Source organism: Candidatus Nanopelagicus limnes, assembly GCF_002287885.2.
Lineage (GTDB): Bacteria > Actinomycetota > Actinomycetes > Nanopelagicales > Nanopelagicaceae > Nanopelagicus > Nanopelagicus limnae.
Window position 1 is genome coordinate 427,903 of record NZ_CP016768.2, and the last position, 15,607, is coordinate 443,509.

Annotated in this window: 19 protein-coding genes; 14 read left to right on the top strand and 5 right to left on the bottom strand. The window is 42.5% G+C overall.

What is annotated here, in order from left to right:
* Positions 1-17 precede the first annotated feature (17 nt).
* The 12 genes from rimO to hflX all read left to right on the top strand — a co-directional run bounded on the left by rimO (position 18) and on the right by hflX (position 9,879).
* Positions 18-1,430 (top strand): 30S ribosomal protein S12 methylthiotransferase RimO, encoded by a 1,413-nt coding sequence (rimO, locus tag B1s21122_RS02125; protein ID WP_095680865.1) that lies wholly within the window; start codon positions 18-20, stop codon positions 1,428-1,430.
* Positions 1,427-1,969 (top strand): CDP-diacylglycerol--glycerol-3-phosphate 3-phosphatidyltransferase, encoded by a 543-nt coding sequence (gene pgsA / locus B1s21122_RS02130; protein WP_095680864.1) that lies wholly within the window; start codon positions 1,427-1,429, stop codon positions 1,967-1,969. The genes rimO and pgsA overlap by 4 nt, the downstream gene beginning before the upstream one ends.
* The gene (locus B1s21122_RS02135) at positions 1,966-2,442 is read left to right on the top strand and encodes a CinA family protein (RefSeq protein ID WP_095680863.1); all 477 of its coding nucleotides are present in this window, start codon (positions 1,966-1,968) and stop codon (positions 2,440-2,442) included. The genes pgsA and B1s21122_RS02135 overlap by 4 nt, the downstream gene beginning before the upstream one ends.
* On the top strand, positions 2,439-2,723 hold the full coding sequence (locus B1s21122_RS02140) for a helix-turn-helix domain-containing protein (protein ID WP_095680862.1): 285 nt from the start codon (positions 2,439-2,441) through the stop codon (positions 2,721-2,723). The genes B1s21122_RS02135 and B1s21122_RS02140 overlap by 4 nt, the downstream gene beginning before the upstream one ends.
* Position 2,724: 1 nt before the next feature.
* On the top strand, positions 2,725-3,264 hold the full coding sequence (locus B1s21122_RS02145) for a TetR/AcrR family transcriptional regulator (protein WP_095680861.1): 540 nt from the start codon (positions 2,725-2,727) through the stop codon (positions 3,262-3,264).
* Between the two features lie 12 nt (positions 3,265-3,276).
* Complete coding sequence (locus B1s21122_RS02150) at positions 3,277-3,468, top strand: DUF3046 domain-containing protein (protein ID WP_095680860.1); 192 nt, start codon at positions 3,277-3,279, stop codon at positions 3,466-3,468.
* Positions 3,469-3,674: 206 nt separating this feature from the next.
* Positions 3,675-4,769, top strand: coding sequence for a recombinase RecA (recA, locus tag B1s21122_RS02155; protein WP_095681247.1), 1,095 nt, complete (start codon positions 3,675-3,677; stop codon positions 4,767-4,769).
* Between the two features lie 68 nt (positions 4,770-4,837).
* Entirely contained in the window at positions 4,838-5,281 is a 444-nt protein-coding gene (locus tag B1s21122_RS02160) for a regulatory protein RecX (RefSeq protein ID WP_095681246.1), read from the top strand.
* Positions 5,282-5,298: 17 nt separating this feature from the next.
* Positions 5,299-6,735, top strand: a complete 1,437-nt coding sequence (gene miaB / locus B1s21122_RS02165) for a tRNA (N6-isopentenyl adenosine(37)-C2)-methylthiotransferase MiaB (RefSeq protein WP_095680859.1) — start codon at positions 5,299-5,301, stop codon at positions 6,733-6,735.
* On the top strand, positions 6,732-7,634 hold the full coding sequence (gene miaA / locus B1s21122_RS02170; protein WP_095680858.1) for a tRNA (adenosine(37)-N6)-dimethylallyltransferase MiaA: 903 nt from the start codon (positions 6,732-6,734) through the stop codon (positions 7,632-7,634). The genes miaB and miaA overlap by 4 nt, the downstream gene beginning before the upstream one ends.
* Positions 7,634-8,428 (top strand): diaminopimelate epimerase, encoded by a 795-nt coding sequence (gene dapF / locus B1s21122_RS02175; RefSeq protein ID WP_095680857.1) that lies wholly within the window; start codon positions 7,634-7,636, stop codon positions 8,426-8,428. Before miaA ends, dapF begins: the two co-directional genes overlap by 1 nt.
* On the top strand, positions 8,425-9,879 hold the full coding sequence (gene hflX / locus B1s21122_RS02180; RefSeq protein WP_095680856.1) for a GTPase HflX: 1,455 nt from the start codon (positions 8,425-8,427) through the stop codon (positions 9,877-9,879). The genes dapF and hflX overlap by 4 nt, the downstream gene beginning before the upstream one ends.
* Here hflX and B1s21122_RS02185 read toward each other — a convergent pair.
* Genes B1s21122_RS02185 through B1s21122_RS02205 form a run of 5 tightly spaced genes read right to left on the bottom strand, consistent with a single transcriptional unit; the run spans position 9,876 to position 14,585 of the window.
* The gene (locus tag B1s21122_RS02185) at positions 9,876-10,880 is read right to left on the bottom strand and encodes a proline racemase family protein (protein WP_095680855.1); all 1,005 of its coding nucleotides are present in this window, start codon (positions 10,878-10,880) and stop codon (positions 9,876-9,878) included. The two genes, hflX and B1s21122_RS02185, sit on opposite strands and share 4 nt — an antisense overlap.
* Before the next feature lie 4 nt (positions 10,881-10,884).
* Positions 10,885-11,787, bottom strand: a complete 903-nt coding sequence (locus B1s21122_RS02190) for a dihydrodipicolinate synthase family protein (RefSeq protein ID WP_095680854.1) — start codon at positions 11,785-11,787, stop codon at positions 10,885-10,887.
* Positions 11,788-11,796: 9 nt separating this feature from the next.
* Positions 11,797-13,182, bottom strand: coding sequence for an FAD/NAD(P)-dependent oxidoreductase (locus B1s21122_RS02195; protein WP_095680853.1), 1,386 nt, complete (start codon positions 13,180-13,182; stop codon positions 11,797-11,799).
* Complete coding sequence (locus tag B1s21122_RS02200; RefSeq protein WP_095680852.1) at positions 13,175-13,441, bottom strand: (2Fe-2S)-binding protein; 267 nt, start codon at positions 13,439-13,441, stop codon at positions 13,175-13,177. Before B1s21122_RS02200 ends, B1s21122_RS02195 begins: the two co-directional genes overlap by 8 nt.
* Positions 13,428-14,585 carry an NAD(P)/FAD-dependent oxidoreductase gene (locus B1s21122_RS02205; RefSeq protein WP_095680851.1) on the bottom strand — a complete coding sequence of 386 codons (1,158 nt, stop codon included), beginning with the start codon at positions 14,583-14,585 and terminating at the stop codon, positions 13,428-13,430. The genes B1s21122_RS02200 and B1s21122_RS02205 overlap by 14 nt, the downstream gene beginning before the upstream one ends.
* Before the next feature lie 71 nt (positions 14,586-14,656).
* Here B1s21122_RS02205 and B1s21122_RS02210 point away from each other — a divergent pair, with 71 nt between their 5' ends.
* Together B1s21122_RS02210 and B1s21122_RS02215 are read left to right on the top strand one after the other, a co-directional pair.
* The gene (locus B1s21122_RS02210) at positions 14,657-14,905 is read left to right on the top strand and encodes a hypothetical protein (RefSeq protein ID WP_095680850.1); all 249 of its coding nucleotides are present in this window, start codon (positions 14,657-14,659) and stop codon (positions 14,903-14,905) included.
* Positions 14,906-14,971: 66 nt separating this feature from the next.
* Positions 14,972-15,553 carry a ComEA family DNA-binding protein gene (locus B1s21122_RS02215; RefSeq protein ID WP_095680849.1) on the top strand — a complete coding sequence of 194 codons (582 nt, stop codon included), beginning with the start codon at positions 14,972-14,974 and terminating at the stop codon, positions 15,551-15,553.
* The last annotated feature ends 54 nt before the right edge of the window (positions 15,554-15,607 follow it).

Here is a 15,607-nt window from a genome sequence, read left to right on the forward strand (position 1 = left end):
TGTATCCTTAGCGCACAGTGAGTTCAAAAATCCTTAATGAGAAAAAACCACGTACGGTTGCGTTGGTTACTTTGGGTTGTGCCCGAAATGAAACAGACTCTGAGGAGTTAGCTGGGCGACTTGCAGCTGATGGTTGGCAACTAGTTACCAATCCTGCTGATGCTGAAATTGCGGTAATTAACACATGTGGATTTATTGAAAGCGCTAAGAAAGATTCTATTGACGCTCTGATTCAAGCTCATTCACTTAAGGCAAATGGTGTAACCAAAGCGGTGGTAGCAGTTGGTTGCATGGCTGAGCGGTATGGCACCGAGCTTGCTCAAGAAATGAGTGAGACTGATGCGATCTTAAGTTTTGATGATTACAAAGATATTTCAGAGCGCTTAAATACCATTATTGAGGGTGGAAAGATTAAAACCCATGTACCCAAAGATCGCAGAACTCTGCTTCCAATCGCACCGGTTGATCGTGCTGCCAGTCGAGATCTAGCTAAGGGCAGAGAGGTAAATCCAATTGGCACGGTACTGCGAAAACGACTTGATAATGCACCAATTGCGCCTTTAAAAATTGCAAGCGGTTGCGATCGAAGATGTTCATTTTGCGCCATCCCATACTTTCGGGGTTCCTTCATCTCTCGCAAACCAGCTGAAATTATTGAGGAAGCAAAGTGGTTGGCAGATAATGGTGTTACCGAGCTTTACCTAGTTAGCGAAAACACCACCTCATTTGGCAAAGATTTCGGCGACTTAAAAATGATGGAGAAAATGCTGCCTGAGCTTTCTAAAATTGAAGCAATTAAACGAATCAGACTTTCCTATCTGCAACCAGCTGAGGTCAGGCCAACATTGCTACAAGCCATGATTTCAGTAGATAAAGTTGTTCCTTACTTTGATCTATCTTTCCAACATGCAAATGGTGATCTGCTTAGAAGTATGCGCAGGTTTGGCGATGGTGAGAAATTCTTGCATCTAATCTCCCAAATCAGAGCACTTTCACCAACTGCTGGAATTAGGTCAAACTTTATTGTTGGTTTTCCTGGGGAAAGTGATGCTGCTTTTATGGATCTAATCGAGTTTTTATCTGAAGCACAATTAGATGCAATTGGAGTATTTGGGTACTCAGATGAGGATAAAACAGAAGCAGAAACTCTTCCAAACAAGGTTGCGCCAGAGCTAATTGCAGAAAGAGTTTCTGAGCTTTCAACTTTAGTAGATGAGTTAATTACTCAACGCTCTGAGATGAGAATCGGTGAAAAAATTTCTGTATTAATTGAGGATGAAGCAGAACAAGAGGGAAGAGCAGAACATCAAGGCCCAGATGTTGATGGTTCAACCTTTGTGAAATCTCGAAACAAGTACCGTGTTGGTGATTATGTGGATGCAGTCGTTAGTGATGTCGCAGGTGTTGACTTGATAGCGCAGGTAATATGAAAAAAGTTGGACGTCCGAACTTGCCAAATTCACTTACAATTTTTCGAATCATAGCTTTGCCCTTTTGCGCATACGCCCTATTTAAAAATGGCGGCGATGATGAGAATTGGCGAATTATCGCCTTCACCTTGTTTTTCATCGTGGGCTTAAGTGATATTTTAGATGGCAAGATTGCCCGAGATCGAAATCAAATTACTGAATTTGGAAAATTACTAGATCCAATTGCTGATAAAGCAATGTTGGCAACTGCCACGATTGGTGCCTCACTTCTTGGCTATTTGTCTTGGTGGGTGACGGCAATATTTTTAGTCCGAGAGGTTGCTGTAACAATCTTGCGTTTTGCGGTGATTAAAAAAGGTGTGATTCCAGCAAGTAAGGGTGGCAAACTCAAGACTTTTTTCCAAAACTTTGGAGTGGGATTTTATATATTGCCACTGCCGACAGTTTTAACCCTACCCCGAGATATTTTCATGGCAATTGCTATTTACTTAACAATTTCAACTGGCGTGGATTACTTTAGAAAGGCATTAAAGAAGTGAGCTCGCCAGTACTGGCTAAATCGATTGTTAAAAAACTTACAAAAAAAGGGTTGAGCCTTTCAGTTGCTGAATCGGTAACTGCCGGTGGCTTAGCAAGTGAATTGACCAAGATAGCTGGCTCATCAAAGGTTTTTAAAGGTGGGGTAATTGCATATAGTGATGAGGTTAAAATTTCTGAATTAAAAATTAGTAAAGCTGATTTAAAAAAACACACCGCAGTTTCAGAGGAGATTGCAATTGCAATGGCGCAGGCGGTGCGATTGAAATTAAAAACAGATTATGCAATATCAACTACTGGGGTAGCAGGACCTGGTAAGGCATATGGCCAGAAAGTGGGAACTGCCTGGGTTGGGGTATCTAGTAAAAAAGAGAGTTTTGCAGTGGCCTTGACCCTTTCCGGTGATAGGGAATCGATCCGACATGCCATTATTGCCAGCGCATTAGCAGCTATAGAGCGTATTCTTAAGCCGTGATACTTCTACGAACTCATATCGGAAGCACCTTACGTGCTGCCCGGATTGAACAAGGACGCACCCTTCGTGATGTTGCAAAGAGCGCCCGAGTTTCTCTTGGCTATTTATCTGAGGTTGAGCGCGGACACAAAGAAGCATCAAGTGAGTTATTAAATGCAATTTGCTCAGCCCTTGATCTATCTCTTTCCACAATCTTGGTTGATGTTGCCACTGTGGTTAAAAACCACGAATCCCCAGTATTAACAATCTCGACTTTGCAAGTGGTAGAGACCGCAGCTTAAATTGTCAGCCGAGCAGGCGGCACCACTTTACGCCCGCCAAACTCTTACCAGCAACAAGTCTCGCGCTGCTATCTTTAAAGGAGCAAAGGCAGTAATTGCTGAGGTTGGAAATTACCAATCTAATATTGCAGATATTGCTTTGCGAGCGCAGGTTTCTAAAGCCACAATTTACAATCAATTCGCCGACAAAGCCGAGATGATGGAGTGCTTAGTTGAAGCTGAAGTAATTAGATTGACCGATCTAGCGCTGAGTGCTTCTTCAAGACAAGAGGCGTTATACCTATTATCAAAGGAGATCTCCCAAGATCTTGCACTTCGTAAATTAGTTGAAAGTGATCCATTAGATATTGCAAAGTTAGTTACCATCACCCCACATTTAACCTGGGTTTTAGTCCATCAGGGAATTGCAAAAGTTTTTGGCGCAGACTCAGCAACTCTTGGGGTAATTCTTCGCTGGTTAATTGGCCAGATTTCATCGCCAATTACGCAAGAGGAGTCATTGCAGCAAGCAAAGCGATTATCTGCCACCTTATTTAGCTAGTAGTTTTTAATAATGCGCATTTCAGAGCTCAGGTCTCGATTAGCAGATTACTTTCCAGATTCAGATACCTATGCCAGGGATATCATCCACACTGAGCTTGGCGGCATAAGCGTTAATGCCGCGATTGAGATTGGCATGGAGCCAGATGAGATTTGGAAGGCGGTTATCCGCCATAACCCTTCGATGCCGGCTAAGTACAGATAACGGCGTGTCCTAGCCCGGTTTTACCCTTTCGAACAGTTGTTCGATACAATTAGCCTGCCCAACCAGAGCGGATCCACAGTTCCGCTGGCACCTCGTGCCAGCCGTCAGTGGAACTCCGTACCTTCTGGACCGAACAATATGACCTCGCTGCTGGAGTTAAAAAAACCCAAGAGCTGGTCAAGGAGATGAAAGGAAACAAATCAACTATGGCCTCTGCAAACAGAGAACCACAAGAAGATAAAAAAGAAGATAAACGATCTAGCGATCGTGCTAAATCCCTAGATACCGCCCTTGCCCAAATCGAGCGTCAGTTCGGTAAAGGATCGGTAATGAAAATGGGAGATCGCAAAGCTGTTGCCATGGAGGTTATTCCAACTGGCTCAGTTGCATTAGATATCGCACTCGGCGTCGGTGGCTTGCCACGTGGTCGCGTTGTTGAAATCTATGGCCCAGAATCATCTGGTAAAACAACGGTGGCATTACATGCAATTGCTAATGCACAAAAAGCTGGCGGTATTGCAGCATTTATTGATGCTGAGCATGCCCTTGATCCTGAGTATGCAAAGAAACTTGGCGTTGATATTGATGCGCTACTAGTTTCCCAACCAGATACAGGCGAGCAGGCACTTGAAATTATGGATATGTTAGTCAGATCAGGTGCGATTGATATTGTCGTAGTTGACTCAGTTGCAGCTTTAGTACCAAGAGCTGAAATTGAAGGCGAGATGGGTGACTCACATATGGGTCTACAAGCCCGCCTTATGTCACAAGCGCTTCGTAAAATGACTGGTGCGCTTCACCAATCAAATACCACTGCAATCTTTATCAATCAGCTGCGAGATAAGATCGGTGTTTTCTTTGGTTCACCAGAGACAACTACAGGTGGTAAAGCATTAAAGTTTTATGCATCAATTCGATTAGATGTGCGCAGAATTGAAACCTTAAAAGATGGTCAAGATGCGGTTGGTAATAGAACTCGCGTCAAGATTGTTAAGAACAAGGTTGCGCCCCCATTTAAGCAAGCAGAGTTTGACATCATCTATGGCGTTGGAATCAGCCGTGAGGGCTCTCTAATTGATATGGGTGTTGAAGCTGGCATCGTTAAGAAATCTGGCGCCTGGTTCACCTACGAAGGTGATCAACTAGGTCAGGGTAAAGAAAATGCCCGCGCCTTCTTAATTGATAATCCAGATCTTGCAAATGATATTGAGAAGAAGATTCGGGCATCATATGTGCCAGCTGATATCGACCCTGCATTAGTGGCAGCAGTTGATGAGGCTACAGCTGATGTTGAGTTCTAATCTCTAACTCATTTAAAAATACCTTGAAGAAAAATCAAGAGGTAGTAGCTGATCCCTACTCTGAGGCGATGTCGATTGCGTTATACGCTCTCGCGCCACGCGCTAAGAGTAGGGATGAGTTGTTTAAACAATTACTAAAACGTGGTGTGGATGCTGATAATGCCAATGCAGTCTTAGATTCTTTGGAGTTACAAGGTTTATTAAATGACTTAGAGTTTGCCAAGTTATGGAGTGAATCAAGGCAACGGGCTAAGAAGTTAAGTAAGCGAGTAATCGCCGGTGAGCTTCGTAGCAAGGGAGTCTCACAAGATATTATCAATGAGGTTATTGAAGAAATTGATGATGAGACTGAGTACAACCAAGCGTTTTTACTGGCAGAGCGAAAATATAAATCAATCGCGCACCTTGATCCTGAGGTCACATATCGAAGAATTTCAGGTTTATTAGCGCGTAAAGGTTATGGTCATGGAATTTGCGCAAGAATTATGCGGGAGTTAACTCAGGTTAATTAGCAAGTAGAATTGGGCATATGCCTACCTTTGTAGTTGAAACCTACGGCTGTCAGATGAATGTTCATGACTCCGAACGTATCTCAGGTCTTTTATTAGATGCTGGTTATACCCAAGCGTTGGCAGATACTCAACCAGATTTAGTTGTTTTTAATACTTGTGCGGTTAGAGAAAATGCTGACAATAAACTTTATGGAAATCTATCCTTCCTAGCGCCTCGCAAGAAAAGTGATCCAAACTTTCAAATTGCTGTTGGTGGTTGCATGGCGCAAAAGGATCAAGATGCGATTATTAAACGAGCTCCATATGTGGATGTGGTCTTTGGAACTCACAATATTGGCTCACTGCCAATTTTGTTAGAACGTGCTCGAATTGAGGAAGCATCTCAGGTTGAAATCAAAGAATCACTTGAACACTTCCCATCCACCTTGCCAGTTAAACGTGATTCAGCATTTTCAGCGTGGGTTTCAGTTTCAGTAGGTTGTAATAACACCTGCACATTTTGCATCGTGCCATCCCTGCGCGGAATTGAGAAAGACCGGCCTGCCGATGAAATTATGAAAGAGGTCAAAGCCTTAGTTGCTCAAGGGGTAATTGAAGTTACCTTGCTTGGCCAAAATGTAAATGCATATGGAGTTGATTTTGGTGATCGAGGCGCCTTTGCAAAATTACTTCGCCAGTGCGGTGAGGTTGATGGATTAGAGCGAGTTAGGTTCATGTCTCCTCACCCAAGAGATTTTACAGATGATGTAATTGATGCGATGGCGCAGACGAAAAATGCTATGCCACACCTGCATATGCCATTGCAATCAGGTAGTAATCAGATTTTACAAGCGATGCGTCGTTCATACCGCAGGGAAAGATATTTAGGAATCATTGAAAAGGTGCGAGCAGCGATGCCAGAGGCAGCAATTACTACCGACATTATTGTTGGTTTTCCTGGGGAAAGTGATGATGATTTTGCGCAAACTATTGATTTAGTTAAAGAAGCCAAATTTTCAGCAGCATATACATTTCAATACTCAAAGCGTCCGGGTACACCTGCTGCCACCATGCCTAATCAAATTGCTGATGATGTAATGGCAGATCGGTATAACCAGCTGCATAAAATTCAACAAGAGATTTCAAAGAGTGAAAATGAAAAACTCATAGGCAAAACTGTGGAGTTATTAGTTTCAGGCCATGAAGGCCGACATGATTTAGATCAAAATCGAATGAATGGTCGCAGCGCTGATTTTAGGCTTACTCATTTTGATAACTCAGCTGCAACTGCCAGACCTGGTGATCTAGTTAAGGTAAAAGTAGTCGAGGCTTTTGCAAACCATATTGTTGCTAGCGCGCCAATCTCAGTGACTAAAACTCGTGGCGGTGATGCTCATGCCAGTTGGATGGCAGAAAAAGGGGATAAGAAGATATTACTTGGGATACCAACTTTGGCATCTTTAAAGTCTTTATGAGTTTGATAATAATATGTGGTGCAACTGCTACTGGAAAAAGTGATTTAGCCTTAGCTGTTGCCAAGGAAATAAATGCTGAAATTATTAATGCAGATTCAATGCAGGTTTATAAGGGCATGGATATTGGAACAGCTAAATTACCAATCTCAGAGCGAAATGAGATTCCACATCACCTTCTAGATTTACTTGAGGTCACACAGGAGGCAAATGTTTCCTGGTATCAAGGCCTAGCTAGAGAAAAAATTGATCAACTTCTTGGCACTGGAAAATCAGTTGTAGTTGTTGGCGGAACTGGTCTTTATATCAAAGCCATTTTAGATGATCTAAATTTTCCAGATACAGACCCAATAGTGCGCCAACAATTAACTGATGAGGCGCAAGTAGTTGGAAATGATCAAATGCATGAGCGGCTTGCAAAGTTAGATCCGGCAGCAGCTCTTGCAATTCCAAAAGAGAATATCCGCCGAGTCATTAGAGCACTTGAGGTAATCCAAATTACTGGTAAACCATTTACAGCTAATTTACCAAGGCAGGCAAGCAGTAAATATCCAGATGCAAAGCAGTTTGGTTTAGTTCTAGATCGTGAGAATTTAGATTCTAAAATCGATAAAAGAGTTGAAAATATGTGGGAGAAGGGATTCATCCGAGAGGTCATGCAACTTATGACTAAAGGGTTGGAGCAAGCAACGACTGCCAAGATGGCTCTTGGTTATAGCCAGATAATGAATTATTTAAATGGTGAGTGTGATGAAGCATTTGCAAAAGAGGAGACTAAACGAGTTACTCGGGCATATGCCAGACGGCAAGAAACCTGGTTCTCGCGGGATGATCGAATCAAGTGGTTGGCGCCAGAAAGTAAGGCCGGCCAGTTAGAAAAACTGTTGGCTAGTATTAATTAATGATAAAAGCTACCTACGGCCATGGCACACACAATGATTTTGTGCTGGTCTTTGATGAAGCAGATCAGCTGAAATTTACATCAGAGCAGATAAAGAAAATTTGTGATCGAAGCACTGGTGTTGGTAGTGATGGATTTATAAAGATTGTTAAAAAAGATGGCCAGTGGTTTATGGATTACCTAAATGCCGATGGCAGTGTGGCTGAGATGTGTGGCAATGGAATTCGAGTAATGGCTCGCTACCTTACGCAGAATAATCATCAGGGTAGTGGCATCTATGCAATTAATACTAGAGATGGACGAAAATTTCTTTCAGTACCTGAAGAGGGTGATATCGCTGTGAATATGGGCCAGGTTGCACAAGTTCCTGGTGAAATAAAAGTGACTGTAAATGGCAATACTTTTCGAGGATTTAACATTGATATGGGTAATCCACACGCAGTGGTTTTTGTAGAAGACATGAGTTTAATTGGGGATCTGAAAACTCAGCCAGTGGTTGAACCAGCCTCGGAGTATCAAGATGGTGTAAATATTGAGTTTGTAAAGTTTTTAGAAAATGGTGAGTTACAAATGCGAGTCCATGAGCGAGGCGTGGGTGAAACTCAATCATGTGGGACTGGAACATGTGCTGTAGCACTTGCTGCCAGCATTGAAAAGAGAAAATCACTTCCGACTAAATGGGTTATAAACCCACCGGGCGGCAGATTAATGGTTGAAATAGATGGCCACAGTAATGCGACCTTAACCGGGCCGGCAGTATTAGTTAAAGAGGTTGAGTTGGATAAGTATCTGTGAGTAAAAATAAGTTTGGTGAAGAAGATGGACTTGAGATAGATATTGATACATTAATTAGAGAAAACGCTCAAGCGGTTGCAGATTATGAATTACAGGATTCACCAGAAAGTGATAATCAAGATCTACAAGATCGACAAGCACTTCGCCGGGTAAGTGGCTTATCAACAGAGTTACAAGATGTTTCAGATGCTGAGTACCGTCAATTACGATTAGAAAAAGTTGTATTAGTTGGTGTGTGGACTGAAGGAAGTGCTAAGGATGCAGATAATTCAATTAAAGAGTTAGCAGCATTGGCGGAGACCGCTGGATCGCAGGTAATGGAGGCTTTAATCCAGCGCCGTGATAAACCAGATTCTGCAACTTTTATTGGCTCTGGAAAGGTTAAAGAGGTTCGAGATGCCGTAGTGGCAACTGGAGCTGACACAGTTGTTTGTGATGGTGAGCTATCTCCTGCACAACTTAGAACTTTGGAACAAAAAGTTAAAGTAAAGGTGATTGATCGAACCGCTTTAATTTTAGATATTTTTGCGCAACATGCCAAGAGTCGTGAAGGTAAAGCGCAGGTTGAGTTAGCACAAATGTCTTATATGTTGCCAAGACTTCGTGGCTGGGGTGAATCTTTATCAAGACAAGCAGGTGGAATTGGTGGACGTGGTCCTGGTGAAACTAAAATTGAAACAGATAGACGAAGAATTAATGACAAAATGTCTAAGTTGCGCCGTGAGATTAAAGAGATGAAGGTTTCTCGAGATACCAAGCGAAATGAACGTCGTAAAAACAATATTCCATCAGTTGCAATCGCAGGTTACACAAATGCTGGTAAATCATCCCTGCTAAATCGCCTAACAGGTGCTGATGTATTAGTTGAAAACGCATTATTTGCTACCTTGGATCCAACTGTTAGAAAAACTCAAAGCAGTGATGGTCGGATTTATACACTGGTCGATACCGTCGGATTTGTAAGGCATTTGCCACACCAATTAGTCGAGGCTTTTAAATCGACCCTGGAAGAGGTTTCACAATCAGATTTGATCGTGCATGTTGTTGATGGCGCTCACCCAGATCCAACTGAACAATTACGCGCAGTTCGGGAGGTGATAACTGAAATTGGTGGCGGTGAGATTATGGAAATAATTGCAATTAACAAAGCAGATGTTGCCGCACCTGAGGTTTTGATGGAGCTGCTAAGGAAGGAAAGTAATGCTTATGCAATCTCAGCTCGAACTGGTTACGGTATTGAAACTTTGGTTAAAGCCATTGAATCTGCGCTACCAAAACCAAAGGTGGAGGTTAATGCGGTAATTCCATTTAATCGAGGAGATTTAGTTAGTGCGGTGCATGAGCAAGGTGAAATTATTTCAGAAGAGTATCTACCAGAGGGAACAAAACTTCATGCCATGGTGGGTGGCGCACTTGCTAGAAAAATAGAGTTATTGGCGGAGAAGTCTTAAACTATAAATCCATTTGGGAACGGATCTGATGGATCTAACAACCAAGTTGCCTCACCCATTACCCAGGCTCTACCTGTAACAGTTGGCACAATCGCATCTAGTCCTGCCACCTTTGTGTGCTCTTTAATTCTTCCTTCAAATTGAGAACCAATCCAAGATTCATTTATCAACACATCAGAGTCTTTAAATTCACCCCTTGCAACCATTTGAGCTAATCGGGCGCTAGTTCCAGTTCCACATGGAGACCTATCAAACCAGCCAGGATGAATTGCCATGGCATTTTTCCAATGTAATGAATTCTTACCTGGGGCTATGAAATCAATGTGGTGACAAACTGCAATATCTGGATTCTCTGGATGGATAGGTCTGTTCTGTTGATTAATTGCATCACTAATTGCCAGACCTGCCGTTAAAAACTTCTGACCATTCTCTCTTTTGAAATCAATTCCAACACGATCAATGGGAATGATTGCATAAAAATTGCCACCAAATGCCATGTCATATTTAATTTTTCCATATCCAGGAACTTCTACAGATTGATCTAATTGATAAGAAAATGATGGAACATTAGTTAAGGTAACTTTTTCCGCTTTACCTGCTTTGACTTGGACATCTACAACAACTAAACCTGCTGGAGTATCAAGTCGGACTGTGGTGATTGGCTCAGTTACTGCAACTAATTTCTTTTCAACTAAAACCGTGGCAACTCCAATAGTTCCATGACCACACATCGGTAAGCATCCTGAGACCTCTATGAAAATCACACCCCAGTCAGCATCAGCTCTGGTTGGTTTTTGCAGAATTGCCCCACTCATAGCTGGGTGACCACGAGGTTCATACATCAGCCACTGGCGGATGTAATCCATGTTAGCCATGAAGTGCAGGCGCTTTTCAAACATTGTTTTACCTGGGATTTCTTCAATCCCGCTAGTAACTACTCGGGTAGGCATTCCCTCAGTGTGCGATTCAACCGTGGTCACGGTACGCAGACTATTTTTCATCTAACTATTTTCTATTTTTATAGAAATCTAGTACTTGCTTAATATCTTTATTTAGCTGAGCCAAATCATTTGCTGGCAGTGGCAATCTAGGCAATCTTGTTGGTCCGCCATAGCGACCGACCGCTTCCATTGCTACTTTGATTGCAACAATGAACTCTTTTCGACTATCCCAATTAAACAAATTATGAACTGCAGCATAAATTGGCTTAGCTTCAGCATATTTTCCAGCTAAGCAAAGATTATAAAGTTCAACAGACTCTTTAGGCAGCGCGTTTGGGAAACCGGCAATCCAGCCAACTACGCCTCCAGTTGATAACTCCAGCAATACATCATCAGCACCAACCAATACTTCAATTCTTGGGGCGTAGTGATGTAACTGCCAAACACGGCGCACATCTCCGGAAAACTCCTTGATTGCTACAACATTTTCTGCAGCCTCTGCAATTCGGCCAACTAATTGTGGAGTTAAATCAACCTTGGTATCAAAGGGATTGTTGTAAGCAATAATCGGTAATCCAACTTTGCTCACCTCTTTGTAGTGAGCGATGATCTCTTCATCATTTGCACGGTAGGCGGTTGGGGGCAAAAGCATTACGCATTTTGCGCCCATCTCAGCTGCTTGTTCAGTCCATCTACGAGATTCAGCCGCGCCGTAAGCTGCAACACCTGGCACAACATTAAAACCAGCAGGAGCGGCATCTAGGGCGGTCTTTAAAACTTTAGTGCGTTCCTCAGGAGTTAATACTTGGTACTCACCAAGTGAGCCATTTGGAATTGCGCCATGAACTCCATTTTCTGCTTGCCATTTAATGTGGTCGGCGTACTTATCAAAATCAATTGAAAGATCTGGTTTAAATGGAAGTGCGGTTGCAGTTAGAACTCCGTGCCATGGCTTTGAAGTTGTCATGGCTAAACCTTATTCGCCCTTTGCTAAAACACCAAGTGGAATTGGTGAAATTATTGGTCGATTGGCAGCAGAAAATCGATCAGTATCAGAAGGTGAGATATTTAATTCTGCTGCCACCAGATCAACAACTGATCGGCCACATACTCTTCCTTGGCATAGACCCATACCGCATCTAGTTAGTAGCTTTGCAGTTCGCGAATCAGTTGCACCAAGTTCTTCAATTGCATACTTTAAATTATCAACCGTAACCTCTTCGCAGCGACAAACAATTGTTTGTCCGCTTAACCAAGTGATCCAGCCAGCTTTGACTGGATAAGACTTAATTAATGCATTTGCAAATCTTTGTTTCTTTGCTCGACGCTTTCGGTGGGCTTTAAGAACTTCTACTTTGCAGCCAACATATTTCGCAGCAGAGATTCCGGCAATTACGCCTTCAGCCATTGAAAGTTCAGAACCACCAATTCCAGTTATTTCACCAGCAACAAAAATTCCAGTAATTGAACTTTGCTGATCCTGATCAGCAACTACCACCACACCACCATCTTTAGCCACAGATTGCTTACAACCTAAAGCGCCAGCGAGTGAGGTGTCTGCAGTAAAGCCCCAACCAACTGCTGCGACATTACATTTAACATTTCGAATCTTCTTAATCTTAAATTTACGACCAATAGTTGCAACATCTACTGACTCTAAATTGCCATCACTTCCTTGATGGGCAGCAACTACAGCTTGCCCAAACCTAGCCCGTAACTTCGCCTGGCTAATAGTTTTTATATAGTAAAAAGCCTCTTTAACTTTTCCTACATTTTCTAGGAGAACAAATGGTGAAAGTAGCCATCGATAAGATTTATTTGCTTCAAGCAACTCAACGACCTCACCACCTGCTTTAATCACCCCAGCAGCAACTGGTAATAAAAATGGTCCGCTGCCTGCGACAACAACCTTTTTACCGGCTAATACGCCATGGCCTTTTAATAGTGATTGAACGCCACCAGGCGTCATCACTCCTGGGATATCCCAGCCAGGAAAGGGAAGTGCTCGATCATAAGCTCCAGTGCATAAGATCAAATTTCCAGTATTTATGATTTTTTCAACACCATTGTGAAGTACGCGCAAGGTATTAATACCATCCTTATGGGTAGCACTCCAGATTTGAGCACCGCTATAAATTTCAATCTCTTTGCGATCTTTAACTGCATTAATAAGTAACAAGCCAGTATCTAGATCAAAATGTTGATTATGTTGATCACCAAAGTTATCAGCCGGTAAACGCCAGTATTGCCCGCCAAGTCTTGGATTACTATCAATTAACAACACTGGCGCACCAGCTGCAGCTGCTGCAATTGCCGCACTTAAGCCAGCCGGACCTGCGCCAACAATTACTACATTATGCATCGCTACCTACCTGTGTTTGAACCTTCATTCCAGGCTTTGCTTCAATCAAGCAAGCGCGCTGATTAGTAATGCCATCAATTACAACTAAGCAATCAAAACAAACGCCAATGCCACAAAATACGCCTCGATCGTTGTTATTAAATCTAGTTTTACGAAGTGCACGTTGGTTTGCTGCCAACAGGGCAGCAGCGACAGATTGCCCAGTAATTGCATTGATGCTTTCACCATCGAATGTGAACTCAATATTAAATTGCGACATTTGCAGCTTCCTTGAATCGTTTTGGCGAAAATGGTGTCGGGTCCATAAAAGTTTTTGTAGATGTAATTTGTGCTGTGATTAATTCACCAGTTGCAGGAGCTAAGCCAATTCCTGCCCCTTCATGACCTGCCGCATGCCAAAGCCCTTTTACATTGGCATCTTCCCCAATTACTGGCAGATGATCTGGTGCGTATGGACGAAATCCTCGGTAAGCACGCAGTAGAGCAATATTTGAAAGAATTGGAAATAATGAGATGGCCTGTCTTGCTAACTGCCTTAGCACTGCCACATCTAAATCAGATTTAAATCCAACACGTTCACGGGATGCACCAATTAAAATTGTCCCACTTTCAGTTCCTTCCACCACTGCAGATGATTGCAAATCAGCATCACTGCTTGCCACATTTGCCACATAATCGGCGTCATAAACTTTGTGGTGAATTATTTTTGGAGCAGGTGCGGTAACTAAAATAAAACCACGCCTGGGCATAATTGGAAGGTAGGAGCCAGCCATCTTTGCAATTTCACCAGCCCATGTTCCAGTGGCATTAATTATGATTGGGCAGGTGTAAGTGTTTTTCTCAGTGGTTAAGCCAACAACTTTTCCAGATTTAACGTTAATAGATTTAACATTTTCACCCTGAATAAACGCACCGCCTCGTTTTTTAACCGCTCGCATAATTTGGGCAGCAGCTAACATGGGTTGGCACTGAGCATCCTGCGGATAAAGAACGGCGTACTCAACACTGTCTGAGATGTATGGCTCAATTTCTTTAATACCTTTGGCATCTAATTCCACTACCGCGATCCCATGCACAGCTTGCAGAGCTGATAATTTCTTTAAATCTGCAATTCCTTTTTCACTGCGCGAGACAACCACGCCACCCTTATCCTCTAACTCAAAACCGCCACCAATATCTGTGTTTATTTCAAACCAAGCATCCCGAGATCGAAGAGCTAGTGTTAACTCAGCACTTGGTTCTTTATCTGAAACTAAAATATTTCCTTCACCAGCTCCAGTTGTGCCACTTGCAACGGGGCCACGATCTAGAACTAAAACCCTTAATCCTGCATTTACTAATGAGAGTGCGCTGCAGGCACCAACTAACCCGGCACCGATGACAATCGCATCTGGGTTTTTCATGTGGCAAATCTACTGTCAGTTGCACCTGTTTAACTATTGGTAGTGGGTAACCTCACCAAGAAAGGGCCAGCATGAACACGATAAACCTAATTGCCATTCCATTTGTACTACTACTGGCATGGGCAAAGGGGCGGGGATTATTCGGCTGGACAGTGATGGCCTATCTATTTGGATTTTGGTCATTTGTGCCTTTGTTTATGGTGAAAATCAAACCAATACAGATCTATGAGATTCCTGAACCAATTAAGCAGTTTGTTACTACATATGTATTCAGAAGAGAACTAAAAGGCGTTATGTATCCAAAAGATCTACAAAAATAGTTCAAGGTTTTCCACAAATTTACTAAATCAGCAATTTGATCCTTCAAAATAATATTTGATATGCCCATGATTGATTTAAACATCACCAATGAGCAAAAGCGCGGTTTAGCAGTCCTCTTTGCTTTAAGTATTGGAATTGCCGGATTTTACTTTCTAAATTCAAGACCACAAAGTCAAATACCAGTAATTAGTGATATGCCACCAATCATTGCCCAAGCAGAGCAAGCTAAGTTGATTATTAATGTGGCAGGCAAGGTTACAAACCCTGGGGTTTATCAACTACCTAGTGGCTCACGCGTAATAGATGCAATTCAGGCAGCTGGAAATCAATTAAAGGGCGTTGATATAAGCGATATAAATCTAGCCAGAGTGTTAGTTGATGGTGAGCAAATTTTGGTTGGTGCAAGCAAATACTCAGGCGGGAAAGCGGTAGTTAAGAAGATATCTCCTGACAATCCACTTGATATAAACCGAGCCACCTTGTCTCAGTTAGATACCTTGCCTGGGATTGGTCCAGTAACTGCCCAACGCATAATTGATTATCGAATCAAGGTTGGCCGAATTAACGCCCTAGATGAATTGAAGAAAATTTCAGGGTTAGGTGGCAAGAAATTCGAAGAGATCAAAGCGTTTCTGCGCGTTTTATAGATTACCGCCTACTTCTAATCAGTAGCACCCTCTGGATAAGTACTGCAATAAGTT

Coding starts and splice junctions, on each gene's coding strand:
- pgsA (WP_095680864.1), top strand. CDS start 1,427: ATGAAAAAAGTTGGACGTCCGAACTTGCCAAATTCACTTACAATTTTT.
- B1s21122_RS02150 (WP_095680860.1), top strand. CDS start 3,277: ATGCGCATTTCAGAGCTCAGGTCTCGATTAGCAGATTACTTTCCAGAT.
- recA (WP_095681247.1), top strand. CDS start 3,675: ATGGCCTCTGCAAACAGAGAACCACAAGAAGATAAAAAAGAAGATAAA.
- B1s21122_RS02160 (WP_095681246.1), top strand. CDS start 4,838: ATGTCGATTGCGTTATACGCTCTCGCGCCACGCGCTAAGAGTAGGGAT.
- miaB (WP_095680859.1), top strand. CDS start 5,299: ATGCCTACCTTTGTAGTTGAAACCTACGGCTGTCAGATGAATGTTCAT.
- miaA (WP_095680858.1), top strand. CDS start 6,732: ATGAGTTTGATAATAATATGTGGTGCAACTGCTACTGGAAAAAGTGAT.
- dapF (WP_095680857.1), top strand. CDS start 7,634: ATGATAAAAGCTACCTACGGCCATGGCACACACAATGATTTTGTGCTG.
- B1s21122_RS02185 (WP_095680855.1), bottom strand. CDS start 10,880: ATGAAAAATAGTCTGCGTACCGTGACCACGGTTGAATCGCACACTGAG.
- B1s21122_RS02190 (WP_095680854.1), bottom strand. CDS start 11,787: ATGACAACTTCAAAGCCATGGCACGGAGTTCTAACTGCAACCGCACTT.
- B1s21122_RS02195 (WP_095680853.1), bottom strand. CDS start 13,182: ATGCATAATGTAGTAATTGTTGGCGCAGGTCCGGCTGGCTTAAGTGCG.
- B1s21122_RS02200 (WP_095680852.1), bottom strand. CDS start 13,441: ATGTCGCAATTTAATATTGAGTTCACATTCGATGGTGAAAGCATCAAT.
- B1s21122_RS02205 (WP_095680851.1), bottom strand. CDS start 14,585: ATGAAAAACCCAGATGCGATTGTCATCGGTGCCGGGTTAGTTGGTGCC.
- B1s21122_RS02210 (WP_095680850.1), top strand. CDS start 14,657: ATGAACACGATAAACCTAATTGCCATTCCATTTGTACTACTACTGGCA.
- B1s21122_RS02215 (WP_095680849.1), top strand. CDS start 14,972: ATGATTGATTTAAACATCACCAATGAGCAAAAGCGCGGTTTAGCAGTC.